The sequence below is a fragment of the Exiguobacterium sp. s163 genome (assembly GCF_018617135.1).
Classification (GTDB): Bacteria; Bacillota; Bacilli; order Exiguobacteriales; family Exiguobacteriaceae; genus Exiguobacterium; species Exiguobacterium profundum.
Map to the genome: position 1 here is coordinate 598,269 of NZ_JACSJN010000001.1, position 26,272 is coordinate 624,540.

Annotated in this window: 28 protein-coding genes; 11 read left to right on the forward strand and 17 right to left on the reverse strand. The window is 50.6% G+C overall.

The features are described from left to right. Positions 1–14: 14 nt before the first annotated feature. Entirely contained in the window at positions 15–1,532 is a 1,518-nt protein-coding gene (glpK, locus tag KNO71_RS03160) for a glycerol kinase GlpK (RefSeq protein WP_078147317.1), read from the forward strand. A gap of 66 nt (positions 1,533–1,598) precedes the next feature. On the opposite strand, the gene KNO71_RS03165 is transcribed toward glpK, so the two are convergent. The 12 genes from KNO71_RS03165 to cspD all read right to left on the reverse strand — a co-directional run bounded on the left by KNO71_RS03165 (position 1,599) and on the right by cspD (position 15,536). Continuing rightward, positions 1,599–2,753: a PDZ domain-containing protein gene (locus KNO71_RS03165; protein WP_240499842.1), complete on the reverse strand. Its 1,155-nt coding sequence runs from the start codon at positions 2,751–2,753 to the stop codon at positions 1,599–1,601. 28 nt (positions 2,754–2,781) lie between these two features. After that, complete coding sequence (locus KNO71_RS03170) at positions 2,782–4,185, reverse strand: S41 family peptidase (RefSeq protein WP_214687192.1); 1,404 nt, start codon at positions 4,183–4,185, stop codon at positions 2,782–2,784. A gap of 101 nt (positions 4,186–4,286) precedes the next feature. After that, positions 4,287–5,612: a murein hydrolase activator EnvC family protein gene (locus KNO71_RS03175; protein ID WP_214687193.1), complete on the reverse strand. Its 1,326-nt coding sequence runs from the start codon at positions 5,610–5,612 to the stop codon at positions 4,287–4,289. A gap of 23 nt (positions 5,613–5,635) precedes the next feature. Continuing rightward, complete coding sequence (gene ftsX / locus KNO71_RS03180) at positions 5,636–6,538, reverse strand: permease-like cell division protein FtsX (protein ID WP_031422854.1); 903 nt, start codon at positions 6,536–6,538, stop codon at positions 5,636–5,638. Continuing rightward, positions 6,528–7,214 (reverse strand): cell division ATP-binding protein FtsE, encoded by a 687-nt coding sequence (gene ftsE, locus KNO71_RS03185; protein WP_078147321.1) that lies wholly within the window; start codon positions 7,212–7,214, stop codon positions 6,528–6,530. Before ftsE ends, ftsX begins: the two co-directional genes overlap by 11 nt. Before the next feature lie 353 nt (positions 7,215–7,567). Further along, positions 7,568–9,175, reverse strand: coding sequence for a BCCT family transporter (locus KNO71_RS03190; protein ID WP_214687194.1), 1,608 nt, complete (start codon positions 9,173–9,175; stop codon positions 7,568–7,570). A 112-nt stretch (positions 9,176–9,287) separates the two neighbouring features. Beyond that, positions 9,288–9,623, reverse strand: coding sequence for a cytochrome c551 (gene cccB, locus KNO71_RS03195; protein ID WP_031422851.1), 336 nt, complete (start codon positions 9,621–9,623; stop codon positions 9,288–9,290). 108 nt (positions 9,624–9,731) lie between these two features. After that, complete coding sequence (locus KNO71_RS03200) at positions 9,732–10,589, reverse strand: YitT family protein (RefSeq protein WP_031422849.1); 858 nt, start codon at positions 10,587–10,589, stop codon at positions 9,732–9,734. Between the two features lie 61 nt (positions 10,590–10,650). Further along, positions 10,651–11,751 (reverse strand): peptide chain release factor 2, encoded by a 1,101-nt coding sequence (gene prfB, locus KNO71_RS03205; protein WP_012726943.1) that lies wholly within the window; start codon positions 11,749–11,751, stop codon positions 10,651–10,653. Positions 11,752–11,805: 54 nt separating this feature from the next. Next, on the reverse strand, positions 11,806–14,328 hold the full coding sequence (gene secA, locus KNO71_RS03210; RefSeq protein ID WP_214687195.1) for a preprotein translocase subunit SecA: 2,523 nt from the start codon (positions 14,326–14,328) through the stop codon (positions 11,806–11,808). Positions 14,329–14,467: 139 nt separating this feature from the next. Further along, positions 14,468–15,031, reverse strand: a complete 564-nt coding sequence (gene hpf / locus KNO71_RS03215; protein ID WP_214687196.1) for a ribosome hibernation-promoting factor, HPF/YfiA family — start codon at positions 15,029–15,031, stop codon at positions 14,468–14,470. A 307-nt stretch (positions 15,032–15,338) separates the two neighbouring features. Continuing rightward, on the reverse strand, positions 15,339–15,536 hold the full coding sequence (gene cspD / locus KNO71_RS03220; protein ID WP_012726946.1) for a cold-shock protein CspD: 198 nt from the start codon (positions 15,534–15,536) through the stop codon (positions 15,339–15,341). 259 nt (positions 15,537–15,795) lie between these two features. Between cspD and KNO71_RS03225 the strand changes: the two genes are divergently transcribed. The 9 genes from KNO71_RS03225 to KNO71_RS03265 all read left to right on the forward strand — a co-directional run bounded on the left by KNO71_RS03225 (position 15,796) and on the right by KNO71_RS03265 (position 22,164). Next, a complete protein-coding gene (locus tag KNO71_RS03225) occupies positions 15,796–16,302 on the forward strand; it encodes a competence protein ComK (protein ID WP_235189275.1) in 507 nt (168 codons plus the stop codon). A gap of 74 nt (positions 16,303–16,376) precedes the next feature. Next, positions 16,377–18,122 carry a hypothetical protein gene (locus tag KNO71_RS03230; protein ID WP_214687198.1) on the forward strand — a complete coding sequence of 582 codons (1,746 nt, stop codon included), beginning with the start codon at positions 16,377–16,379 and terminating at the stop codon, positions 18,120–18,122. Between the two features lie 9 nt (positions 18,123–18,131). Further along, positions 18,132–18,422: an EscU/YscU/HrcU family type III secretion system export apparatus switch protein gene (locus KNO71_RS03235; RefSeq protein WP_047795070.1), complete on the forward strand. Its 291-nt coding sequence runs from the start codon at positions 18,132–18,134 to the stop codon at positions 18,420–18,422. Beyond that, positions 18,419–18,799 carry a flagellar protein FliS gene (locus KNO71_RS03240; protein ID WP_214687200.1) on the forward strand — a complete coding sequence of 127 codons (381 nt, stop codon included), beginning with the start codon at positions 18,419–18,421 and terminating at the stop codon, positions 18,797–18,799. Before KNO71_RS03235 ends, KNO71_RS03240 begins: the two co-directional genes overlap by 4 nt. Continuing rightward, positions 18,783–19,685 (forward strand): flagellin N-terminal helical domain-containing protein, encoded by a 903-nt coding sequence (locus KNO71_RS03245; protein WP_214687202.1) that lies wholly within the window; start codon positions 18,783–18,785, stop codon positions 19,683–19,685. Before KNO71_RS03240 ends, KNO71_RS03245 begins: the two co-directional genes overlap by 17 nt. 24 nt (positions 19,686–19,709) lie before the next feature. Continuing rightward, entirely contained in the window at positions 19,710–20,153 is a 444-nt protein-coding gene (locus tag KNO71_RS03250; RefSeq protein ID WP_214687204.1) for a YaaR family protein, read from the forward strand. 9 nt (positions 20,154–20,162) lie between these two features. After that, positions 20,163–20,828 carry a DUF2225 domain-containing protein gene (locus KNO71_RS03255; RefSeq protein ID WP_214687206.1) on the forward strand — a complete coding sequence of 222 codons (666 nt, stop codon included), beginning with the start codon at positions 20,163–20,165 and terminating at the stop codon, positions 20,826–20,828. Positions 20,829–21,091: 263 nt separating this feature from the next. Then, positions 21,092–21,592, forward strand: coding sequence for a DUF1572 family protein (locus tag KNO71_RS03260; RefSeq protein ID WP_214687207.1), 501 nt, complete (start codon positions 21,092–21,094; stop codon positions 21,590–21,592). Positions 21,593–21,690: 98 nt separating this feature from the next. Beyond that, positions 21,691–22,164, forward strand: coding sequence for an AraC family transcriptional regulator (locus KNO71_RS03265; RefSeq protein WP_214687208.1), 474 nt, complete (start codon positions 21,691–21,693; stop codon positions 22,162–22,164). A gap of 137 nt (positions 22,165–22,301) precedes the next feature. Here KNO71_RS03265 and KNO71_RS03270 read toward each other — a convergent pair whose 3' ends face one another. Beyond that, a complete protein-coding gene (locus tag KNO71_RS03270; protein ID WP_214687209.1) occupies positions 22,302–22,928 on the reverse strand; it encodes a DUF4352 domain-containing protein in 627 nt (208 codons plus the stop codon). A gap of 135 nt (positions 22,929–23,063) precedes the next feature. Then, a complete protein-coding gene (locus tag KNO71_RS03275; protein WP_214687210.1) occupies positions 23,064–23,249 on the reverse strand; it encodes a hypothetical protein in 186 nt (61 codons plus the stop codon). Between the two features lie 159 nt (positions 23,250–23,408). Between KNO71_RS03275 and KNO71_RS03280 the strand changes: the two genes are divergently transcribed. After that, complete coding sequence (locus KNO71_RS03280) at positions 23,409–23,786, forward strand: DUF3021 family protein (RefSeq protein WP_214687211.1); 378 nt, start codon at positions 23,409–23,411, stop codon at positions 23,784–23,786. A 34-nt stretch (positions 23,787–23,820) separates the two neighbouring features. On the opposite strand, the gene fliT is transcribed toward KNO71_RS03280, so the two are convergent. The 3 genes from fliT to fliD are packed head-to-tail and all read right to left on the reverse strand — an operon-like array spanning position 23,821 to position 26,269. Continuing rightward, on the reverse strand, positions 23,821–24,174 hold the full coding sequence (gene fliT / locus KNO71_RS03285; RefSeq protein ID WP_012726960.1) for a flagellar protein FliT: 354 nt from the start codon (positions 24,172–24,174) through the stop codon (positions 23,821–23,823). Continuing rightward, positions 24,171–24,545, reverse strand: coding sequence for a flagellar export chaperone FliS (gene fliS, locus KNO71_RS03290; protein WP_012726961.1), 375 nt, complete (start codon positions 24,543–24,545; stop codon positions 24,171–24,173). The genes fliT and fliS overlap by 4 nt, the downstream gene beginning before the upstream one ends. Positions 24,546–24,559: 14 nt before the next feature. Beyond that, positions 24,560–26,269, reverse strand: a complete 1,710-nt coding sequence (gene fliD, locus KNO71_RS03295; protein WP_214687213.1) for a flagellar filament capping protein FliD — start codon at positions 26,267–26,269, stop codon at positions 24,560–24,562. Positions 26,270–26,272 lie beyond the last annotated feature (3 nt).

Genomic DNA, 26,272 nt, shown 5'->3' on the forward strand with positions numbered 1-26,272 from the left:
GGAGGAAATCACATATGGCGAAAGAAAAACGTTATATTTTAGCATTGGACCAAGGAACGACAAGTTCACGAGCAATCATCTTTGATCATGATGGAAAAATTGTCACAGTCGCACAGCGCGAATTCAAACAATACTTCCCGAAACCAGGCTGGGTCGAGCACAACGCCAATGAGATTTGGGGGTCTGTCCTCGCCGTTATGGCGGAAGCGTTCGGTTCTGCTGATATCGACCCGAATGAGATTGCCGGAATCGGGATCACGAACCAACGTGAAACAGCTGTCGTTTGGGAGAAGGAAACAGGACGCCCTGTCTATAACGCCGTCGTCTGGCAATCCCGTCAAACCGCCGACATCTGTGAAGAGCTGAAAGCAGCCGGTCATTCCGATATGGTCCGCGACAAAACAGGTCTCCTCATCGATGCCTACTTCTCAGGAACGAAAGTCAAATGGATTCTTGACAACGTCGAGGGTGCACGTGAAAAAGCTGAGAACGGCGAACTCCTCTTCGGGACAATCGACACGTGGCTCATCTGGAAACTCTCTGGTGGAAAAGCACACGTAACCGATTACTCGAACGCATCGCGTACACTCATGTACAACATCTACGAGCAGAAGTGGGATGACGAGTTACTCGACATCTTGACAGTGCCAAAATCAATGCTTCCTGAAGTCAAACCGTCAAGTGAAGTCTATGCGAACACGATTCCATACCACTTCTTCGGATTCGAAGTCCCGATTGCCGGAGCTGCAGGTGACCAACAGGCCGCCTTGTTCGGACAAACTTGCTTCGAAAAAGGTGAGGCGAAAAACACGTATGGAACAGGTTGTTTCATGCTCATGAACACGGGAGAAGAAGCCGTCAAATCTGATCACGGTCTCTTGACGACAATCGCTTGGGGCTATAACGGGAAAGTAGAATACGCGCTCGAAGGTTCGATCTTCGTCGCCGGTTCTGCAATCCAGTGGCTCCGTGACGGATTACGAATGTTGAAATCAGCGAAAGACTCAGAACAGTATGCGACACGGATCGAATCAACTGACGGTGTCTACGTCGTTCCTGCCTTCGTCGGTCTCGGTGCCCCGTACTGGAACTCTGACGTCCGTGGTGCCATCTTCGGTCTCACGCGTGGGACAGAGAAAGAACAGATGGTCCGGGCGACAATCGAGTCACTCGCTTACCAGACACGTGACGTCCTCACGTCGATGGAAAATGACTCAGGCATCAACTTGAAGACGCTCCGCGTCGATGGTGGAGCCGTCAGCAACAACTTCCTCATGCAGTTCCAATCGGACATTCTCAACGTCCCGGTCGAACGTCCTGAAGTGAGTGAAACGACTGCACTCGGTGCCGCCTACTTGGCGGGTCTCGCCGTTGGATTCTGGAAAGACCAAGCCGAAGTCAAAGACCAGTGGAAACTCGATAAGAAGTTCGATCCGAACATGGACGAGTCTCACCGTGAAGCCCTATACAAAGGATGGCAACACGCTGTCGAAGCCACAATGGCATTCAAACCTTCAAAACTTGATGTATAAGACGAAAGGGCATCCTTGCAGGTGCCCTTTTTGTATGCAAAAAAAGAGTACCCATGACGGATACTCTTACAGTTTACGTAAGCGAACTCTCGGGCTCGTTGGTTCCCCGACGAACAAAATCCCGAGCTCATGTGGATCGGTCTCATACATCGCCCGTTGAACGAATCGGATGTCTCCGTTCAGATTCAACACTTCCAGCTTGATGTATGGCTTATGTTGCTGGAGCGCCTCATAAAAACTGTGCCCTCCGGTGATGACCGTCCCGTTGACTTTATAGATCGATTCACCCGGGATGAGCTGCATCGCCTCTCCAGGCGAGTTCGGTAGCGTGTCGACGATGACCGCCCCACGGTTTCCGTTGATGAAGACGGGTGTCGTTCCCCGATTCTCGCGTTTGATCCATTGTAAGCCGAGCTCATAGAGGACGAATAGCGTCAATACTACATAGTCGACATATGGAATCTCAAACGCATATGAGAGGCCGAATAGACCGAGAGCGATCAAAGCGAGTACGGCACGATAATTGCTCAGTCGTGCGAGAAGCGTTCCTGGTAGGGCGCCGGTCGACAATAAACTGACCCCGATGGGAATCGGAAGAATGATGGGCACCATCGGCCAGTCGAGACCGAACATCGGTGGCACGAAGACGACGAGCGGGAAAAACCAAATCCGTTTGACGACATGCCCTCCGATAAACTGCCCCCGTTTCGACAAGATCAAGGTCGGGGATGTCTCTTTTGGTCCGTTCCAGCGCAAGAGAATCGCTTCAGCAAGGGTGACGAGGCCGAATGTGAGCGCATAGACCGTCCAATCGACCTGAGCGAGTGCTGCTACCCAATCACGAAGCACCCCATATGCGACAACATCGCGTAACAAGACGACCCCAAACAACACGAGAAGAGGCAGCACCGGATTAAAGAATCGCGGATGCATCGTCAAGACGACGAGCGTATAGAGAATCGTGAACGAGACGGCCCACTCAAACGTGATGGTCGTCTCGAGTAAAATCGTCACGGCCGATGAGAGGACCGCTAACAGAAGACTCGGCCAGATGAAATGTCTCCATTCCGACTTCGGTGAGCGACGTCTCGAACGGAACATGGCCCGTTCTCGCTTGACCCGTGTCAGCGATATGTATGTAAGGGCGACAAGTGTCACCCAAAACAGCGGACTACCTAACAACGTCAATAAAGCCGTAACACCCATTCGTACAACTTCCACGCGGTCCAACCCTTTCTTTCATACAACGTTATTTTGCGGCTTCTTCAAGCGCACGATTCAATTGGGCGTCATTCGCCTCATCTTGAATCGCTTCGAGCAACTTCGCTTCGAGGGCCGAGGCCGTCTCTTCATCGACAGTTCCAGAAGCCTCGAGACCATTGTCTGTCTGGAATGCTTTCACGGCGTTCGCCATCGTGTCCCCGTAATATCCCGGCTGACCGCCTGGCTCATAGCCGATTCCAGTTAAAATTTTATGCAAGTTCGAGACGGCGTCACCGTAATCTCCGACTTGGAGCGACTCTTCTTCTGTTAGGACACGGGTCACGTTGAAGTAATCCGGTTGCTCCACTTCAATGTCCGGCTCGATGCCCTTCTTGTTAATCCAATTTCCGTCCGGTGTGAGCCACTTGCTCGTCGTCAATTTCAAGTTACTGCCGTCCTCTAAGTCGAACGCCGTCTGGACGACACCTTTTCCGAACGTCTTCGTCCCGATGATGGTCGCGCCTGCTCCTTCTTTCATCGCACCAGTCAAAATCTCAGATGCCGAGGCAGAACCTTCATCCGTCAAGACAAACAGGTCATACGGTTTCGCTTCACGAGCGCGGCCGTTTTGTGCATCCCGGTCCCCGTCCGCATTCTCGATTTGGACGACCGGTTTTGATGTCGGGACGAATCCTTCTGACATCTCGATGACGGCAGGTAAGAGACCTCCCGGATTTCCACGAACATCGATGATCAAGCTATCGATCTCTTCTGACTCGAGTTGCTCGAGTTGTTCGAGGAATTCATCAGCCGTCGGTTCTGAGAATTGGGTGACTTGGAGATACCCAATCTTTTTACCGTCTTTCTCTTTCACTTCAGAGAAGACCGTCTCGATTGGAATCGTGTCACGTATGATCTCGTAGTCCGCCGTCTGACTGCCACGGCGAATCGTCAATGTGACGGTCGTCCCTTTTTCTCCTCGAATCAATTGGACGGCCTCCTGTACATCCATCCCTTCGATCGACTCCCCGTCGACCGCTGTGATGATGTCACCAGGACGAAGTCCAGCCTCTTCGGCCGGAGCGCCTTTGATCGGAGCGACAATTAAGATGTCCTCTCCTTTCTTCTCCAAAGTCGCGCCGATTCCTTCAAAACTCGATTCAATCGAGTCCGTAAATTGTGACGTTTCTTCCGCATCCAAGAAATCCGAATACGGGTCGTTCAGCGCTGCGGTCATCCCGTCGAGCGCACCGGTCAATAAATCGTCTTCTGAGATGTCCTGTAACGAATGTTCTTCAATCAAATCACGTACTTGGTCGACTTTATCCCAGCCTTCCGCATTCGTTTGAATGGGAAGCGATGTGTCTGTAAACGCCATCGTCGCAAGGCCTGCACCGGCCCCAGCCACGAACGTTGTGCCAGCGAGTAGTCCTGCGGTTGAATTTTTCACGGGTTGGTCCCTCATTTCTCTTTGTAAGTCTTTTCATTAGTATAGCAAAAACTAAAGGAAAAGCGGACGCGTTCCACATATTTGGGACGCGTCCGCTTCTGTCAGTATCCAATATACGGGGCTGGGTCAATCGCGTTCGGCTGTCCCGGTGCCCATTTTCCTCGGTGTAACTCAAAATGAAGATGGGGACCCGTCGACCAGCCGGTATTGCCGAGCGTTCCGACCGTCTGTCCCGCCGCCACTTGTTGACCGGCTCCGACTGTGATCGCATTTAAATGGGCATAGACGGTCGTCCAAATCTCACCGTTGATGACATGCGAAACGAAGACGACATTTCCATACCCGGTCGCCGGTGCCGCCTTGATGACGACACCTGGTGCGCTTGACACGATTGGTGTTCCAGACGCATTGACGAGGTCAATGCCCTTGTGAATCTCCGGCACACCTGTCAACGGGTTGTCTCGTGGACCGAACGGACTAGACACATAACCGGACACAGGACGAACGAATCCCGTGGACGTGGACACATTCGTCGGTGTTTCGGTTGGTGCGGTCACTTCTGGTGCCTCCTCGACGTCCGACTCACGGGCTTCCGCTTCTGCTTGTGCTCGCTCTTCAGCAGCACGCGCCTCAGCTTCACGTTTGGCACGTTCCGCTGCCTCTGCGGCTTCTCGTTCGGCAGTCGCAATCGCCTCTAGTTGTTCACTGATGATGCGGTTCTGTTCAGCCATGACCGCCTGCTCTTCACTGCGCGTCATCTTTTCGAGCTCGAGCTGCTCTACTTGCTCGTTCAGTTCAACCAACAGGTCACGTTTCTTCTCGGCCGTCCGGTCAAGGTCTTGCTTGGTGATGACGAGCTCGCGCTCTTTTTGCTTGATGAAAGAGAGCTGGGTACGTTGTGTCGACTCGAGCGACTCCAAACGTTCCATCTCACTCATATAATTATGTATGAGCTCCCGGTCCTGTTCAGCGATCGTGCGGGCCGTCATAGCCCGTGTCACGAAGTCGCCGAAGGAACGGGACTCAAAAATGACTTGTAAATAGGAAGTGTCTTCATGTACTTGCAAAACGCGAAGGCGCTCGTTCACGAGTTCCTTCTGGCTTTCCAAGTATTCTTCCTGAACGGAAAGTTGTTGGCGGGTCGACTCGAGTTCTGCCCGGGCTGTATCGACCTCATGCTGCTGAATGGCGATTTGTTCGCTCAATTCATTCAACCGGTCGTCGACGACGTGTATTTCCGTCTTCACGGCATCACGCTCTGCCTCGGTGATCTCGAGTTCGGCATCCGTCTCAGCCTGCGCTTTTTTCGACTCCTCCAACTCATTGGACAGTCGATCTTGTCGAGCTTTCAACGTGTCTTTCTCTGTCGCCATGACCGGCATGGCAAGTAACGATACACACAACCCTAGCGCAAGCGAACGTTTCATCCGCCAATTCCTCCTTATTTAAGTTAGATTTTCAAGAAACGACCGAGCGATGTCGTCGATCCCCAGATTCCGATGAACGCACCGAGTGCAAGTAAAACAAGCGATACTTGGACTGTTAGCGTCGATGGATCAATCAACTTAAATATATCACTATTCAATTGATCAAGCGATGGTTGTAAAGCACTATATGCAACGTCATATCCGAAATAAATGACAAGAATCGGGACGAGAGCCCCAAGCATTCCAAGGAGCAATCCTTCGATAAAGAACGGCCAGCGGATAAAGCTGTTTTTCGCTCCGACGAGTCGCATGATTTCAATCTCACGGCGACGCGAGAAGATTGTCATTTTAATCGTATTTGAGATCAAGAACATCGCCATCAATGTCAAACCGACAATCAACGCGAGTCCACCGATGCGAATCCCGTTGAAGAAAGCAAACATTTTATCGATGTAGTCTTTTCCGTATTTCACATCGTCCACATTATCGAGTGAACCGACCGATTTGGCCACTTCCTCTAGTTCTGTCGGGTCTTGTGCTTTGACGATATAGCGGGCGTGGAGCGGGTTGTCTTTTTCAACCGTTCCGTATGCAGCCGCATCATCGCCAAGCTGGTCTTGGAACTTCGCTAGCTCATCTTCTTTTGAACTGAACGTGACCGTCGAGACACCCGGCACCTGTTCAATGTTCTCCCCGAGTTTCTCAACCGAGTTCTCATCCGCTGTACGAGTGATGAACACTTGAATCTCGACATCATTTTCGACGTTATCTGAAATTTCATTGATGTTGAACATGACGAGTGCGAATACACCGACAAGTAGCAACGTAATGGTCACGGCACTAATCGCCGCGAACGACATCCATCCATTCCGAAGTGTTCCTTTGAACCCTTCACGCAAATGGCGCAATCCAGTCTTAAATATCATAGCCATATGCTCCTTTCTCTTCATCGCGCACGACTTTCCCGTTCTCAATCGCGATGACGCGGTGACGAATCTTATCGACGATGTCACGGTTGTGTGTCGCCATGACGATTGTGGCTCCGCGGCGGTGAATCTCTTCAAACACTTCCATGATGCCCCATGCTGTTTCCGGGTCTAAGTTCCCTGTCGGCTCATCGGCGATGATCAATTTTGGCTTATTGACGATTGCGCGAGCAATCGAGACACGTTGTTGTTCTCCACCTGATAGTTCGTCGGGATAGTTGCGCGCCTTGTTCTTCAATCCGACAAGGTTCAACACATCCATGACTTGTTTCCGAATCGAAGACGTGTCCGCTCCTACAACTTCTAATGCGAACGCTACGTTCTCATATACCGTAAGTGACGGCAACAATTTGAAGTCTTGGAAGATAACGCCGAGTTGACGGCGTAGCTTCGGTACGTGTCGGTTTTTAATTTTCCCGACATCGAGTCCGTCAATCAACAATTGACCGGCTGTCGGCTTCTCCTCACGATAAATCATCTTCATGAACGTCGACTTTCCGGCACCGGAAGGCCCGACGACATAAAGGAACTCGCCGTCGCGAATTTCTAGATCGAGGTCATCCATGGCGACGACGCCGTTCGGATATACTTTACTGACTTTTTGCATCGAGATCATAACGTATTCCCTACCCTTTTTAAATTATTTTTAAGCATCTATGACGAATTTGAATCGATTATTTTAGTTACTGTATATTTCGCCTAGAGTCTTTTTTACAGGAAACGGCTCCCTCTGTCAAGGTGTCGCTTTTTTATGTTAGCCTGGTCAAAAAATCATCTAGGGCATATGTTGAAGCGACTACAATTATATCAATCCGACTTTTAAAACACCATTACAGGATTGTTTCAGTTCGATTGAGTTCGATGTGAAAATGTCGCGAAGAACCTCACTTTCTTAATCTCCCAGAGAATGTTGAAACCGCACTTCAAAAGGGTGCTCCCTAAGGAACACCCTTCACCAATACGCCACATTTAATCGTGTGGTTTTTCTTTCAATGCATCAAACGGCGACTTTTTCCGTTTCCGATACTTGATATGAATCGTTGAGGATTCATAGTCATCGGAAGCCCGGATATCCCGACTCGATACGCGGACGAATGACCAAGCAAGAAGGAACATGATGAAGATAAGCGGGAATCCACCGACGATACTCGCTGTCTGGAGCGTCTCTAGTCCGCCGAGGAACATGAGCGTGAGCGGCATGATAGCAAGCGCGAACGCCCAAAAGAGACGGTTCCAGACAATCGGCTCATCCTCGACATGTTTTTGCGTGACCGATGCCAAGATGTATGATGATGAATCGAACGTTGTCGCCAAAAAGATAATGGCAAGAAGCGTAAAGACGCCGATGACGACTTTCCCGAAAGGCAATTGGCCGATGATGGCGATGATTGTAGGTGCCGGGCCATTCGCCGCCATGTACCCGACAACATCGAACGTCCCACTTAGATGAAGGTAGAGCCCGTAGTTTCCGAGAATCCCAAAGAACAAGATGCATCCGAGCGTTCCGTACACCATCGTCCCAAAGATCATATTCCGAATCGTACGACCGCGTGAGATACGGGCGACGAACAATCCGACGAATGGTGCATAGACAAGCCACCATGCCCAATAGAACACCGTCCACGATTCCGGGAACCCGGTCGATGTGAAGCCACCGAAGTCACCGAACGGTTCCATCCACGTTGCCATCCGGAAAAAGTTATCCATGACGATTCCGACTCCATTGAACGTCGTCTCCATAATGAATCGAGTCGGACCAAAGATAAGCACGAACGTCAAAATCCCAAGGGCGAGCCAGATGTTCAAGTCACTGAGTACTTTGATGCCACCCTTCAGTCCAATGTAAGAACTGATGGCGAAGATGACCGTACAAATCAACATGATGACGGCCTGCATCCCGAGCGTGACGGGAATCCCTGTCAGTTCGTTGACCCCTTCGGCAATCATCGGGGTACCGAGGGCGAGCGTCGTCCCGGCACCACCTAATAATCCAAAGATAAATAAGATATCAATCAATTTACCGAGGAGTCCATCTGCCCATTTTCCGATAACGGGACGTACCGCTTCACTTACCTTTAAGACGGATTTCTTACGGACGTAAAAGAAATAAGCGATCGGCAGTGCCGGTAACGTATAGATTGCCCAAGCGATCGGTCCCCAGTGGAACATCCCATATGCTGTCGACCATTGAATCGCTTCCGGTGACTCCGGTGTCAGCCCGAACGGCGGACCTTCATAGTAATAGACCCATTCGATGACGGACCAATAGAGGATGCTGGACCCGATGCCGGCAGCAAATAACATCGCCGCCCAAGAGAATGTACTAAATTCGGGTTCTTCATCTTCACGACCTAATTTGATATGACCATTCTTACTGAAGGCAATGAAAATCAAAAATCCGAACGCACCTAAGCCCATTGCTAAGTACAACATGCCGAAGTTAGAGGTCATGTATTCGTTCGCCGCACCGACCCACGCTTTACCGGTCTCTGGGAAGAAGATGAGCGGTAACGTCACCCCTAACAGTAATACAAACGAGCCGATAAAAGTCGGCCAGTCAATCAGTTTCGTCTTCAATCGTCATCACTCCATTTCCACTATGTCTCACGTTACCTTAACAATATTTCCCCAAGCCTTAACACCCAAAACAAAAAAGCATGAGGTGTGTTCCACCTCATGCTGTCGAATCTTATTTTTTCTCAGCGAGCCAAGCGGCGACCGCTGTGATCTCTTCGTCTTTTTCAATGACGTTCGCAGGCATCGCGCCTTGACCGTTTCGAATGACGTTTTCAATCTCTTCTGCCGACAGACGAGCACCGACTTGCTCGAGTGACGGACCACTCATTCCTTCAAGGTTCGCACCATGACATGCCGCACAGTTTTGTGCGTATACCGCTTCCGCGTCAACCGATGCCGTGTTCGAGCCCGAATCCCCGTTGCTCGATGTATCCTCTTCTTCACCGCCGCCACATGCGCCGAGTGTCAGCATGGCGCCGAGGCCGATGGCCATCATCCATTTTTTCATAACCACGTTCCCCTCCTAAGTTGTAGAAATGACCTACATTTACCATTATAGCCGTTAACGTATGTTTTCTAACCTAATCTCACGAAAAGTACACAAAGATTCCACAACTTACGGCACGTTGATGTAACGCTTATCAGACGTAAACCCTTGTCCGAGCACCTCATGTGCCTCACTGAAGACGAGGAACGCCTCTGGGTCGATCCGACGGATGATTTCCTTCAATCGACTCACCTCGCTCTGACGGACGACGATCATGAGCATCGGACGGTCGAGACGTGAATACGCTCCGATCGCTTGGATCTCTGTCGCTCCGCGGTCAAGCTCCTCGAAGACGGCCCGGACGATAAAGTCCCGCTTCTCCGAGATGACGTAAGCCATCTTGTCCTGTGTGAACCCGAGCTGGACGAAGTCGATCATCTTGACCGTGATGAATAACGCGATGAGTGCATAGAGTCCGGTCGTGAACGAGAACGTCAAGGCCGCGGTCAAGACGACCATGCCATCGAGGATGGCGATACAGAGATAGAGCGGGATGTGCGTGAACTTATGTAAGACCTGCGCGATCAAGTCCATCCCCCCTGTCGAGGCGCGCCCCCGGAAGATGAGCCCGAGTCCGACCCCGACGCCGACACCACCGAAGATGGCCGCGAGGAGCGTATCGTCCACGGCCGCACCGGCATCGATCGCCTCATAGAAAAGAATGACACCCGGTAAGAAGATGGAGCCGACGAGCGACTTCACCCCGAAGCCGAGTCCAAGGATGGCCCAACCGATAATCAAAAGTAACACGTTAGCCACGAGCTGGAACGCCCCCGGCGAGATGCCGAACAGCTCATACGTGATGACCGAGATCCCGCTCACCCCGCCTGATGCCAGATTGTTTGGCAACAGAAATAAGCTGAAGGCCGAGGCGACGAACACTGAGCCGGTCAACAAATACAGATAGTCTTTGACGATTTGCTTCATTAAAGAAAGTCTCCTTTACACACAACATGGCCCAAAGACGGGTGTCTTTGAGCCACATGCATCACATATTTGTTTTACGAAGGTAGGCATCGATGAACGGCATGACGTCGCCGTCCATGACGCCACTCGTGTTCCCGACTTCATAGTTCGTCCGGTGGTCTTTGACCATCGAATACGGGTGGAAGACATACGAACGGATTTGGCTACCCCAACCGATGTCCGTCTTTTCCCCACGGATCTCGTCGAGTTTTCGTTGCTGCTCGTCGAGTTCGCGTTGGTACAATTTCGCTTTCAACATCTTCATCGCCGACTCACGGTTCTTGATCTGTGAGCGCTCGGTCTGACACGAAACGACGACGCCCGTCGGCACGTGCGTGATCCGGACGGCAGAGTCCGTCGTGTTGATGTGCTGACCGCCGGCACCTGATGCACGGTACGTGTCGATACGGAGGTCTTCTGTCCGTACTTCGATCTCGATGTCGTCATCGAATTCCGGCATGACGTCACATGACACGAACGACGTATGACGACGACCTGACGAGTCGAATGGCGAGATGCGGACCAAGCGGTGAATCCCTTTCTCCGCCTTCAAGTAGCCGTATGCGTTATGACCGACGATGCGGAGCGTGACCGACTTGACGCCCGCCTCTTCACCCGGGAGGTAATCGACCGTCTCGACTTTCCAGCCTTGTTTGTCAGCGAAACGTTGATACATCCGAAGGAGCATCGATGCCCAGTCCTGTGACTCGGTACCGCCCGCACCCGGGTGCAATTCGAGGATGGCGTTGTTCGCATCGTATGGTCCGTTCAAGAGGATCTCGAGTTCGAAGTCATCAAACTCCTTCTTGAGCGCTTGAATCGATTCCCCGAGCTCTTCTTGCATCTCGGCGTCCGGCTCTTCCTTGATGAGTTCGAGCGTCACTTCGCCGTCCTCATGTTGATTGGCGAGGTCTTGATACTTGTCGACCATCGCTTTGAGTCCGTTTGACTCATCGATGACTTTTTGTGCCTTCTCCTGGTTGTCCCAGAAGTCAGGATACGTCATCTCGTTCTCGAGCTCGGCGATACGTGCCTCTTTCTCTGTCAAGTTGAGAGACGCTCTGTAATTCTCGAGGCGTTTCGCCATCGCCTCTAGTTCGTTCCGAATATCTGAAATTTCCATAGTGTGATTCACCTTTCCGTAGGAAAGAGGCGAGCGGACCCGCCTCTTCAATAATTAAGCCTGTTGTCTACCGTGACAGTTTTTGAACTTCTTGCCAGAACCGCACCAGCACGGGTCGTTCCGGCCGATGCTGTCTTCTTTCGAACGACGGACCGGCTTCTTCTTGACAGGTGCATCGCTCTTGCCTGATACGGCGACTTCCTCTTCGACGACTTTCTCGCGGCGGAGGTTGTCCCCGACTTCGGCACGAAGGACGAAGCCTGTCACTTCTTCTGCGATTGCCGCATTCATCGCGTCGAACATGTTGATCCCTTCCGCTTGGTACTCACGAAGCGGATCGTTCTGTCCGTAAGCGCGGAGATGAATCCCTTGACGCAACTGGTCCATATGGTCGATATGAGCCATCCAGTGCGAGTCGACGGCACGGAGTACGATGATCTTCTCGAACTCGTTGAAGCGTTCCGGCGGCGCGAGTTCTCGTTTCGCCTCATACTGCTCGTTCACGCGCTCCATGAGAAGTTCGATGATTTCTTCACGTTCTTTGCCGAAGAAGTCTTTGCCTTCGACCGTCTTCTCGAGCGCGAGCGTCTGGTTGGCCCAGTGCGCGAGCTCGTCGATGTTCCATTCTTCCGGTACGAGTTCGATCGGCGTGTATTGTCCGACACCGAGTTCGACCGTCTGCGCCATCATCGAACGGACGATATCCGTGACCGACTCGTTCTCGAGGATGCTCGAGCGGTCCTTATACATGACCTTCCGTTGGTCGGCCATGACGTTGTCGTAACCGAGAAGCTGCTTCCGCGCATCGTAGTTATTTCCTTCGACACGTTTTTGCGCTGACTCGACCGCTTTCGAGACCATGCGGCTCTCAATCGGTTGCGTGTCATCCATCCCGAGACGCTCCATCATGCTTTGGAGGCTATCCGTTCCGAAGCGACGCATGAGCTCGTCTTCGAGTGACAAGTAGAACTGGGATTTACCCGGGTCCCCTTGACGACCCGCACGACCACGGAGCTGGTTATCGATTCGGCGTGACTCGTGACGCTCTGTCCCGATGATGTAAAGACCACCGAGGTCGATGACACCTTCTCCGAGCTTGATGTCGGTACCACGACCGGCCATGTTCGTCGCAATCGTGACGGAACCTTTTTGACCGGCATTCTCGATGATTTCCGCCTCACGGGCGTGGTTCTTCGCGTTCAAGACATCGTGACGAATCTTCTTCTTTGTCAAGAGTTTGCTCAAGTATTCAGACGTCTCGACGGCGACCGTACCGACGAGGATCGGTTGTCCCGTTGCGTGGACTGCCGAAATTTCTTCGACGACGGCTTTGAACTTGCCTTCCATCGATTTGAAGATGAGGTCTGCCTTGTCATCGCGAAGGATCGGTTTGTTCGTCGGAATCGTCACGACCTGCATGTTGTAGATGTTACGGAACTCTTCTTCCTCTGTCTTCGCCGTACCGGTCATCCCGGCAAGCTTCTCGTACATCCGGAAGTAGTTCTGATACGTGATTGTCGCGAGCGTCATCGATTCGCGTTGAATCTCGACGCCTTCTTTCGCCTCGATCGCCTGGTGAAGACCTTCCGAGTAGCGGCGTCCGTCCATGACACGACCCGTGAATTGGTCGATGATCATGACTTGCCCCTCACGTACCATATAGTCGATATCGTGATGCATGACCGCGTTCGCACGAAGGGCGAGCCCGACGTGGTGGTTGACGGCGACGTGCTCGATTGCGAACAGGTTGTCGATGCCGAAGAACTTCTCGGCGAGGTCGACCCCTTGGTCCGTCAAGAGGACCGATTTCGTCTTCACGTCGACCGTATAATCGTCTCCTTCTTTCAACGTACGGACGAACGCATCCGCGCGTGTGTAGAGTTCTGTCGATTTTTGAGCCGATCCCGAGATGATGAGCGGAGTACGCGCCTCATCGACGAGGATTGAGTCGACTTCATCGACAATCGTGTAGTAGAGCTCACGTTGAACACGGTCTTCCTTATAAAGGACCATGTTGTCACGGAGGTAGTCGAATCCGAGCTCGTTGTTCGTCGAGTACGTGATATCACAGTTGTAGGCCGCCTGTTTCTCGACACGGTCCATGTTCGACACGTTGAGGCCGACCGAGAGACCGAGTGCGAAGTAGAGCGGCTCCATGAGTTCTTTATCTCGTTTCGCCAAATATTCGTTGACCGTTACGACGTGTACGCCACGGCCAGTGAGCGCGTTCAAGTAGACAGGAAGCGTCGCGACGAGCGTCTTCCCTTCACCGGTTTTCATTTCGGCGATGTCGCCGTTATGGAGCACATAGCCCCCGATGAGCTGGACACGGTAATGACGCATGCCGAGCACACGCTCCGATGCCTCACGACAGACCGCGAACGCCTCCGGCAAGAGATCGTCAAGTGTCTCGCCTTTCGCCAGACGTTCCCGGAACTCTTCCGTCTTCGCCTGAAGCTGTTCGTCGGACAATGCTTTGATTGGTTCGGCGAACGACTCGATCAAGTCGGCCGCTTTCTCTGCTTTTTTCAACATTCGTTTCTGTGGAGCAAATAACTCTTTCAAAAAGTTCGCCATACTCATATCTCCTCTGCACTCACTAAAAAATGCATGTTTTTTCCCTAATGTACAGTTTAACCGAAGTGGTGCCACCTTTCAAGGAAAGGCAAAAGGAAACGACCCCCCGAAGCCGGGAGGTCGTGTAGTGTCATGTATATTATTCAGGTTCGATCAAGCCGTACTTCCCATCTTTACGACGGTAGACGACGTTCGTGTTGCCCGTTTCTGCGTCAGAGAAGACGAAGAAGCTGTGACCGAGCATATCCATTTGAAGAATCGCCTCTTCCGTGTCCATCGGTTTCAACGTGAAGCGTTTCGTCCGCACGAGTTCGAGTTCTGCCTCGTCCTCATCGTAAACGGCCGGTGCATCATCAGGTCCTTCTAAAGACTTGAAGTACTCGCCGACGCCACCTTCTTTCCCGCGTCCTTTACGGTTGAGTTTCGTTTTGTGTTTACGGATTTGACGTTCCAATTTATCGACGACGAGGTCGATTGCCGCATACATGTCGAGGTTGATGTCCTCAGCACGGAGCAACAAGTTCGGCATCGGGATCGTCACTTCCACTTTTTGTTTCTCGTTATACACTTTCAAGTTGACGTAAGCCGTCTGTGCATCCGTAGGAGTTGTGAAATACCGAGTCAACTTCTCCAGCTTTTTCTCGACATAGTCTTTGATTGCTGGTGTGACCTCAATGTTTTCGCCGCGAATGTTATAAATCATCTGAACTCCTCCTTAGAAATAACCGCTTGAACCAATGATTCGTCGAACGAGACGGAATCTCCTGCTTCATTTCTTAAAAAAGAAAGGGGAATCAGGTGGCTCACTCATATTATACCCCGAAAACGCTACGATTGAAAACGTTATCATCAGAAAATAATGACAATTTTGTTCCGAATTCAACATTTCCTAGAACGAGCGAAAGGTATAGAAAGAAAATACCCATTCCACTCATTTTTAAACGCCTTTTTTTATTATGTAGACAAAATAAAAAGCCGACTCCCAAGGGAGCCGGCTTCGTGGTTTGAAATTATAATTTTACAACGTTAGCCGCTTGTGGGCCACGCTCGCCATCAACGATTTCAAACTCTACATCTTGACCTTCGTCAAGTGATTTGTAGCCTTCAGATTGGATTGCTGAGAAGTGTACGAACACGTCTTTGCCGCCTTCAACTTCGATGAATCCAAAACCTTTTTCTGAGTTAAACCATTTTACTTTACCTACCATGTGTAAATCCATTCCTTTCACCATTGGAGAATACAGAGGATTGTCCTCTACGGCTAATCTTACCACCTTCTTGTAAACGTGACAAATACTTTCTCAAATATTTGTAAACGTTTCGTCATTTGGCTTTCATTGGAATTATATTTCCCTACTTTTCATATTGTCTTGTTGAATTTACATTTTTTGTGATATATCATTAAAGGGATGATTTAGGTTTGTGCCGTTTGTCTTTAGCCGATCCTGAAAATCTAATACGAGGAGGATGGTGCAGCGTATGCGCTCCTACTATTCTGAGGAAAAATATCGCATCACAAAGCGAACCGTGGCGATTCTCCCTTGCTTTGACATCATGAAGCAGTCACGGATCATTCTCGAGGATGGCACCGAGATTTCAACCCCGCTCCGGCCGTACCAGTTGTTGCAACTTTCTTGCCGCCAGTACAACAGCTCGATCGAGGAAAGAATCTTCATCGCCAAACGCGTCGCCGGCGTAAAAGGGAAAGTTCCTGTCGTGATTGAACCGACAACCGGACTCGTCTTCTTCCCGACGAAGTCTCCAAAACGAGACGATTGTGAATGGTATGCCTGGTCCCATATTCGAGACATACTGAACATTGAGGGTGAGCCGAACGGGCTTGTCCTCACGACCGATGGACATCAAATCCAAACGAACGCAACACCGTACGTCCTCCGGAACCAACTGAAAGCGACAGGTGAACTCGTCGCCCGGTTCCAACAATTGAACGCGAGCCCCGTGCTCGAGTCCTGACACGCCTTCCGTCGAAAAGACGGAAGGTTTTTTTCTATTGTTTCGCTTCATTTTTTTAAAAAGAGGTCGATATTATGGTCGAGGTGACAAACATGCAAATTCAAGCCCAAGCGACCGCCGTCAGTTCGGTCTTACCAGGCATCCAGACGAACCGGACGTACAAGGCCGAGCTCGTCAAACAGACAGGACCCGACTCCGCGATCGTCAAGATCAACGGTGAAGAAGTCGAGGTCACATTTAAAGGCGGGCTTCCGAAGACGAACCCGTTCCAAGTGACGCTCGCCGAACAGGACGGCGTCTTGATGGCGACCGTCGTCCCTCCAAAGGAAGAGACACTTGAATCCGCACCACCTGCGTCCGCGTCGTCAAAACTTGACGCGAAGATCCAGACGCTCCTCGCTTCCCTTCCACCTGAAGTACGAAGCGCGGTCAGCCGCCTGCTACAATCCGGACGCTTGCCGATGAACGAAGCTACGGTACGCCTTCTCGAGACGGCGTTCAAAGGAGACATGCGGGACGTCATCCTACATTTGAAGACGCTCGATACGCAGACCGTCCCTCGTGAGATGGCGCGGGAGATTGCCGTCCTCTCTTTGAACGAAGCGAGACAACAGATTACACCGCCGGCGCCGAACGCCCCTTACCCACAAAAAGAGCGGTATGTCGAACTCGTCAATCTGTCACGTCCCGTGAGTGAACGCGTCACGCCGACACCGGAAACAATCGACCGGGTCATCCGTGACCTCACGCCGACGACACCGATATCATCGCGTCCGATTGAATCTGAATCGCGCCAAGCGATGCCGCTTCCTCCAATCAACGGGAAGCAAGTGATGGTGAAAGAAGTGACGTCACATCTCGCGACCGTCACGAACACGTTCCGAAGCGAGCAGGCGACGGTGACGAAACAACTCGGACAAGTCGCCGCGTTGATCGAGACGAACCCGCATGCGGCACGCCCTGCCCTCGAGACCGTCTCGACCCGTCTGACGCAACTCGTCCAAAAGACGGACGCCTTGCTTCACACCGACGTGACGCAAGAGAAGCAACTGGTCGCCATGACAGCCAAACTCGACGTCGCGTTGTCGTTGCTCGCGACGAAACCGCAAGAGAGTGCGACACTTGTCAAAGAGGTCCGGGCGGCACTGAATGACTTCCGCTATGCGCCGAACCAGGCACGTATCGAATATATCCCGCACGGAGCGACACGCGCCGGTGAGATGCCGACCGTCGCGCCACTCAAGCTCGATTCGACATTATCCGGACGACACGTCCAGGAAGTGGCACAACGCGTGCAGGTGCAGGCACAACTTGCCCAAGCGACATCCAATACGCCGACATCGGCTTTATCGGTACGTGGAGATACGACAAACCCTGAGGCACAACGCCTCGCCTCGTTCTTCCAAGTCCAACAGACGCTCAACCGCCTTGATGGCGGTCAGCTCCATCAACTCTTGTTCGCCCTACCGGCAAAAGTGCAAGAGATCGACACGGGAATCCATGTTCATATCCAAAACCAGGAGGCCGGGGACGTTGTCGACTGGGAGAACAGTGTCCTCTACATTCGTTTGGAGACCCCTCGCCTTGGAGAAATCGGCGTCAAGCTCGAGGCGAAAGACCGAAACCTCCGACTCACGCTCGAACATGACGATGCGACGGTCGAACGTCTTGCCCGTCCACTTCTCGGAAAGATCGAACAAACGCTCGAGACAATCGGATATAAGAGTGTGACGACTCAGTTCAAACCGCTCACGAAAGCTGATCGTGTCATCGAAGAGCCAACGATCGCACCGACGACCGGTTATGACTTTAGAATTTAGGAGGTCCCGATGTATCAACGCATGGATTTGACGAAACGCAAGACGGCAGCGGTCGTCCGCTATGACGAAACGACGGACAAAGCGCCCGTCATCGTCGCCCGCGGGACAGGCGCCGTCGCTGAAAAGATTTTACAGGAAGCACGTGCCCGAGGAGTGGCGGTCGAGAACGACCATTCCTTGCTCGGCCACCTGCTCGACCTTGACTTAGGGGATGCCATCCCGCCCCAACTGTATGACGTGATGGCAGAAGTGTTGTTGTTGATAGAGGAACTTGATTCGATCAAAGGAGAACAAAGATGAATCCAACCCAATTATATGAGATGAGGCCAGAAGAACTCACGCAAGCGATGCTTCATGCACTCGTTTATCACTATGAACGTGCCCAAGACTCGACGATCGCCGAACGGAACCGTCATCTTCGCCAAGCTCGTGAACTTTTAGTCAAACTTCACCAAGGACTCCATGACGGCGGCGGGATTATCGCGGTTCAACTGGATGAAATTTATCTATATATGGCAAACGCAAGCGTCGAAGCAATCATCGACCAGGATAAGGAAAAAATCGCCGAACTACATACGCTCGCAAGTGACCTCGACCAAACATGGGGTGAAGCAATGGAGCGTGCCAAGACCCAACCTGTCCCGACTGGAGGAAACCGTTATGAAAATTACCAATAACGTACAAGCTTTAAAAGCCTACTCATCGCTCTCCCTGAATCAGGCATCGATGAAGAAGACGATGGACCGTCTTTCGAGCGGGGTCCGCATCAATAAGGCGTCGGATGATGCAGCGGGTCTCGCCATCTCGGAGAAGATGCGGATGCGCCTCGACTCCCTCTCGATGGCAGAACGCAACACGCTCGACAGCATCTCGCTCACACAGACGCTAGAAGGCGGAATGAACGAAACACACGCCCTTCTCCAACGGATGCGTGAATTATCGGTTCAATCAGCAAATGGAACGCTCAGTGAAGACGACGCCAAAGCTGTCCAGGAAGAAATTAACGCATTGACTGCCGAAGTGACCCGGATCGCGGAGACGACCGAATTCAACTCGAAGAAGATTATGAACGGGGAATATATGCAAGGGAAGAGCACGTTATTCTTCCAAATCGGTGCCGGCAACAACGAAGCCGTCATCTTAAACGTACAAGATATGCGGGCGCACGCACTCGATATCACGACGTTGACACCTGGTGGCGGGGAACTCCCTGCCGTCGATGATGACAATGATGGAGCAACACCTGATCGAACATTCTACGCGCTAAGCGTATTGACACCGGCGGACGCAGGAGACGCCATCTCGAAATTCGATGCAGCCATCAACAAAGTGTCACTCGAACGTTCGAAACTTGGGGCCATTCAAAACCGACTCGAGGCGAACGTCAGCGTCGTCGCCATCGGCTCAGAAAACTTGACGGCGTCTGAGTCACGAATCCGTGATGCCGACATGGCCCGTGAAATGATGGACTTCGCCCGTCTAAATATCTTGAATCAGTCCGGCATGGCGATGATTGCCCAGTCGAACGCATTGCCGCAAGGCGTGTTACAATTATTGAACTAACCTAAAGAAAGGACGGTTGCCCATATGGACATTCGTCGCATCATGGAGACGCAATCGCTCCTCGGCTCAAGTAAGGCAAAGCGCGCCGAAGTCGAACCCGGTGTCTCCTTCCAAAATGTGATCGGTCAGAAGCGCGAAGACCGGGAATACGAACGCTTCAAACGTCAAATCGCCGCGATCCATGAACAAGGAGAACTGCTCGCCGAGAGTCAGACCGTCGAGGCGCTCGCCGACTACAAACAAATGATTAAAGACTTTATGAAAGAGGCCGTTGACGCGGCACTCCGTCTCGAGGACAAACGTGGATTCAATCGCCGCGGCCGCGCGAAGATTTATAAGGTCGTCGAACAAGTCGACCAAAAACTCCTCGCGCTGACGGATCAGGTCATCTCAGGAGAAGCCTCTCGCCTCTCCTTACTCGACCAGGTCGGTGAGATTCGCGGACTGCTCGTCAACGTCTATGTGTGAGGTGTCGAGATGGCAGAACATTTATTTTTGAAGAAAGTCAAATGTCCGTATTGTTTACAGGAAAGTAAGACGAACCGTGTCTTATCACGTCACATCCGTCCGCTCGAGGTCGAGAAGGATGGTTACACGACGTATGACGGACCAAACCCGTATTTATACGAACCGACCGTCTGCGACCATTGTCACCTCGTCTTTCATGACTCGTTCGACAAGGTGCGCAAACATAACCGGGAAGCACTCGAGACGCACTACTTCAATCAAGTGAATCCAGATGTGTTGAAAGGTGACCGCTCGTATGAGCACGTCATCCTCCTCTATAAGTTCGCCGTCATGACGGCCCAGTTGAGCGGACAGAAACCTTCCGTCGTCGCCATGCTCGGGATGCGGATTGTATGGATGTATCGGTTGATTGGGGATACGGCGTCTGAGAAGGAATGGATGCAGCGGACGCTCGATAAATACAATGAGGTACAAGAAGCGTATACGGACCCGATACGGACCGGATTACCGTACGATCAACTTATGCTACGGATTGCCGACCTCTCGGCCGCGCTCGACTACTACGAGGATGCGCGTCGCTGGTACGGGATTCTCTTGAGCAGTAAGGAAGTATCGGAGCGGATTCGGAACCAGGCCCGCGATCATTGGGAAGAGTTTCGATTGGAACATGCGTAATCAGAAGTGTGGGACCTCGTGTCTCACACTTTTTGCATACAAAAAATCGCGCTCATCCACTCACGGACAAACGCAATCGACACAATTGATGAATAAGAGATCTACACAACAATGACTACCCAGTGCCCTCATGTCGACGATGCGGTGACGTCTTGCAGGATGTATCACTTGGAATCTCAATTGTTATAACATTAATTTAATTTTTAGTGGGATAGATATGAGGTATATTCAAAGCAGATACATACGAAGAGGAGGAGCTTTTCATGTTTGAAACGCAATATCTCGATACCGTCCGTGCGACGTTTAAAAGTCAGAAACAACTCGCTGAGCGAGCGCTCGTCCAAGTGAGTGAAGAGGACCTGCACAAGACACTTGCACCGGATACGCTCTCCCTCGCTCTGATCATTCAGCACATGGCGAACAATATGAAGTCACGTTGGACCGATTTCTTGACGACGGATGGCGAAAAGCCGGACCGCAATCGCGACGCTGAGTTCGAGGACCAGCAACTGTCCCGTGAAGAACTCATGAAAGTATGGGATGAGCGATGGCAACTGTTGGATGACGTCTTAGCCGATCTGACACAAGATGACTTAGGGAAGAACGTGATGATTCGCGGGGAAGCCCATTCCGTGATTGACGCGATTGAACGTCAAGTGTCGCATTATGGGTATCATGTCGGACAAGTCGTCTATCTGTCGAAGCTATTTGCCGGAAGTGACTGGGACGTGTTGTCGATTCCGTTGCCGCATCAGCGTAAATAACATTCCTGTTGCAACACTTCATCGAGATATTATTTCAATGAAGCACTTTTTTGGAGATCAAGACAATTGAATCAATCAACTTTAATGGGGGTTACAAAATGGATATGACTTTAAAGCAATTGCCTGAGACTGAAATTGCATTTATCAGACGTACGGGTAGCTATTTTGAACCACAGGAGCATTGGGGGAAATTAATACATTGGGCGACGGAACACAACCTTTACCCTCCATCAAGTCAATTTATCGGTATTTCATTTGATAATCCGAACGATGTTGATCCTCATGAATGTAGACATGATGCTTGTGTCACAGTTCCTAAAAACTTTGATAAAACAGGACACGGGGAGATACAATTTAAAAAGCTAGAAGGTGGTCAATACATCGTGCACCATTTCTACGATACTCCAGAAAAACTGAGTGAGACGTATAAATATATTTTGGAAGAATGGTTACCAGAACGCGAATATTCAGTGGACGAATCTAGAAATACCTTGGAGTTCAATTTGAACAATCCAGCTGAAGATCCCGACGGAAAATCTAAAGTCGATTTATATGTACCCATTAAGAATTAAGATGTTGCAAAATGAAAAAATTAAGATACAAGGAACTCTCAAATTATGAGAATCCCTTCGTATGTTCGCTATGCTTATTGTGTAGTAATAATCAACCATGAGAGTAGGCGTACCGATTTTATTCGGCACGCCTACTCTTATTTCGTCACGTTAATTGTATATTCGTAGCGGTCTTCTGCCACTTTGTCGAAGTTCTCGTCAAACGGTCCATCGATGACGACTTTCAAGTCCGTCAGCTCTTCTGGTTTTGCTTTCACGAAGAAGAGGACGTTCCCTTCTTTCTTCACCTTTCCTAAAAATTCTCCACCGACGTCATCTGAGAACCATAAGTCTGAAGACACCTGCTCCCCTGTGTTCGTCACCAGTGTCGCCTGGTTCGGATGGAAGCTCATCGTCTCGTCGACCGTGTTCTCAACAATCATGTTCATCGCGACGACCGTCACCTCTTCTTGTCCATCGAATGAGTCTCGATAAGCTTCCGCGACCGTGAGGCGTGACGTCTGTACCTTGTCGATCGCGAACTGGATCGGTCCCATCGTTTCCGTGATCGTGAGCGCCTTATTCTTCATATAAATCTTATTTGTGCCGAGTTCACTTTCTTGAACGTCCGTTTCTTCAGTTGATGATTCTTCAGCCGTACTCGCTTCCGCTTCTGCCACTTCTTCCGTATCCGTGGCTGTCGTCTTCAGTTCGTCTGCTTCCCCGCAACCGACAAGTAGTGCGAGCGGTACCGCCACCAGTAAGCCAAATCGTTTCATGTTCATCTTCATCTCTCCCTTTCCAAAATCAAAGTGATGTGGTTAAGACGAATATAACGAATTGACAGACGGTACAGTATTAAGAAAAAGTTCCAGGTAAAATAAAAGCCAAGGTCCGTAATAGAACCTTGACACGTATGCTTATCCTCTTGATTTCAGCTCTTCTTCCTCGTATGGGTCGGGGCGATCCTCAAACGGCGTATCGTCCTCGACGTACGCTTCGAGTTTTGGGTCCCGTTCGACGTATTCATCGTACGCTCCCTCTGGACCATAGACGAAATAACGGCGCTTCCGTGACGATACCGGGTTGGACTCTTTCTCACGCATCTCGTTTCCCTCCTCTTTCCAGAAAAGAAGCAACGGCTACATTGATGTTTACCCGATTATAGCGGAAAACAGACTTCATTTCACCTCTACTCCTCAGATAAAACTTTTCCCTTACATACGCGTATACAGATACAACGAATTAATGGAAGGAAGATTCATATGCAATTATTGAAAAAAGCAATACTACGGAGTCTCATTTGGTCGCTGCCATTCGCGATCCTCGCTCTCTATCAAAGTTGGTCAGGTAACACAGACGCCGTACACGCAATGCTCGTCTACGCAGGGGTTGCCTTCTTCCTCGGGCTCACAAGCGTTATTTATGAAGTCCAACAGTGGTCGTTCAAGAAACAAATCTTCATTCATTGGAGCGTTATGCACGTGACAATCCTACCACTTCTCTGGTTCGGTCGATCTACGCCAATCACATCGCTTCAAGATGCCGCACGTCTCTATTTAAACTTCACGGTGAGTGGTCTGATTTTATTTACCGCTTCTTATTTCATCATCCGGATGCGTCGACAAGTCAAAGCCTCTTAACACAAAAGCTCGAAGGCATATGCCCTCGAGCTTTTTACGTCTGTTGGTCAAATAGACCGGAAAAGTTAGAATCGACGTCTTCATATGGGTCGACATACGATTTGACCGTCTTTCGTTCCATCCGGGCTGTCCCGAGCGTCATCCCGAGGCGCTGGTGTTCGGCTTCAATGAGACGGGCGATCTTTTGACTGTCGTCGACGAGCTGCCGAAGGACCGTCTGATCGGCTTTCTCCAGATCAGGACCGTGCGCCGCGAGCAACTGTTCGCGGTCGTCCAAGAGCTCATGGATTTGTTCCATCCACGTGTCATACGTCGGCTCTTCCGGAACTTTCGCCAGCAACTCTTTTAAACGCTGTGTCTTTAAGATGATCTCATCAATCGGTCTCATGACTGCTTCGCGAGTTTCATCGCTTCCTTCCACGTGTCACGGAGTTCCGTCGTGAAGTCGAGCACTTCGTCGAGGATGGTCGTATCGTTCTTGACGTTCGCATCGACGAGGCGGCGCCACATGTAGTCATAGAGTGAATCCAAGTTCGCCGAGATGGCGATATCTTTATTGAGTGTGAGACGAAGCTCTTGGAAGATGGCTTGCGTCTTTTGGATGTTGATGTTCTTTAAATCAGGGTTGCCCTGGTCGATTGCAAGCTTGGCGAGGCGCATGAACTTGAGCGCCCCGTCATAAAGCATAAGCGTCAGTTCCTGTGGGTTCGCGGTCGTGACCGCGTTGTTTTGATAAGCTGCGTATGGATTGGCTACCATTTAAATTCCTCCTCTTACATGCCTCCGCCTAAAAACTGTTGAAGTGAAGCGGCTTGCGAGTTCGCCTGGTTCATCGCCGTTTCCATCGCAGCGAAGCGACGGTAGTAGGCGTTTTCTTTATCGATGAGTAAATCGTTTAGTCGTTTGATTCGCGTATCCATCTGCGTCATCTCGCGGCCCATTGAATACGTCGGAGCACCAGCACCGTCCGCACCGGCGATGCGCGTAATCGTCTCACGTGAGTCTTTCGCAGTGTCACGGATTTGCGGAAGGAGTCCCGTCTCTTCATCCGTGAAGAGCTTGTATACTTGTTCCGGGTCTTTCTCGATGGCGGCTTTTAACTTCTCTTCATTCAGCTCAATCTTTCCGCCGTTCGTGAAGTCTGATCCGGTCGAGAGACCGATTTGGAACAAGCGAGACATATCTAAATCATTTGTGCTCGATGTTGCGCCTGACCATTTGCTACGAAGCGTATCCATCGTCCCTCGAAGGATTATATCCCCGCGGAGCATCCCACTCATCGCTTTCTCTTCCCACTTCTTGATTTCATCTTCCGACAACTCATCGCGCTGTGCTTGCGTGAGCGGTGCGAACGAGCGGAATCGTTCTTCGCGCGTCTTCTTGTTCATGAGATCAATCGTCTCATTGTATTTATCGACGAATCCTTTGATGTTGTCAAAGACTTTTTGTGTGTCCGTGGCAGCGGAGAGGGTAACCGGTCCTGCCGTTGGATTTTGAGTAGTCGGGAACTCCGCTTTCAAAGTGATTGTCATATTGTCAAAAGTAGTTGTATTGGATGATCGCGTCACTTCAATGCCGTTTACTTTAAATTTTGCGTCTGTTCCAATCGGTGCTGTACTCAAATTCAATGCAATTCGCGTTTCAGCATCAAAATCGATTGTCGCAGCTTCCCCTGTTTCTTTTGTCGAAATCGAAATTTTCCCACTGACGGGTTCGAAGAAAGCTGAAAGACCCGTATCTTTTCCATTCAATTGATTGATTAAATCTTGTACAGTTGCATCTGCAGAAAGTTGAATGGTTTTATGTGCGCCCGTCGTCGATGACTTAAATCCGATTTCATAACCAGTACCTTGCGTATACTCTACCACCACTCCTTTAGGAATGACACCATCCACATATGTGGTTGTATTCGTAGCAGTCAGTTTGCCTGTTGCCGCATCATACGCAAAATCTGCTTTGTTTAACGCATTGCCTGCTTGATCTTTTAATACGACACTAGCATCCATAAAATCTAAACCTTTGGCTAAGTTCATTTCTGTGCCAGCTGTATCCTGATGAACTCGTTTTTGACCAACAACTAGTCCATTTAAATCTGATATTTTTGTTGCAGCTGTTAACTTCTGACTATTTCGATCTACAGTGTCGATTAAAGTAGATGCTGAAGTTGCTAATCGTTCGACTGAATCGATGCGTATTGCGCTATTTCCACTTGATGGGCCTGTCACAACCGAAACGCGTGACTCATCCGATGAACTAGACGTCTTCGCATAGAAATTTCGACTAAACATCAAGTCGACCGCACTATTTCGTAAAGTCATAAGCGAGCGGTTAATTTCACGATACGCATCGCGTTTCCATTCCGTCGTTTGTTTCTTCTGTTCCAGTTTATCGACTGGAGCACGCTCGGCCTGCATCAATTGCTTGATAATCGTATCTGTATCGATTCCACTGGCGAGTCCGCCAAATCGGATCGGTGTCGTCATGAG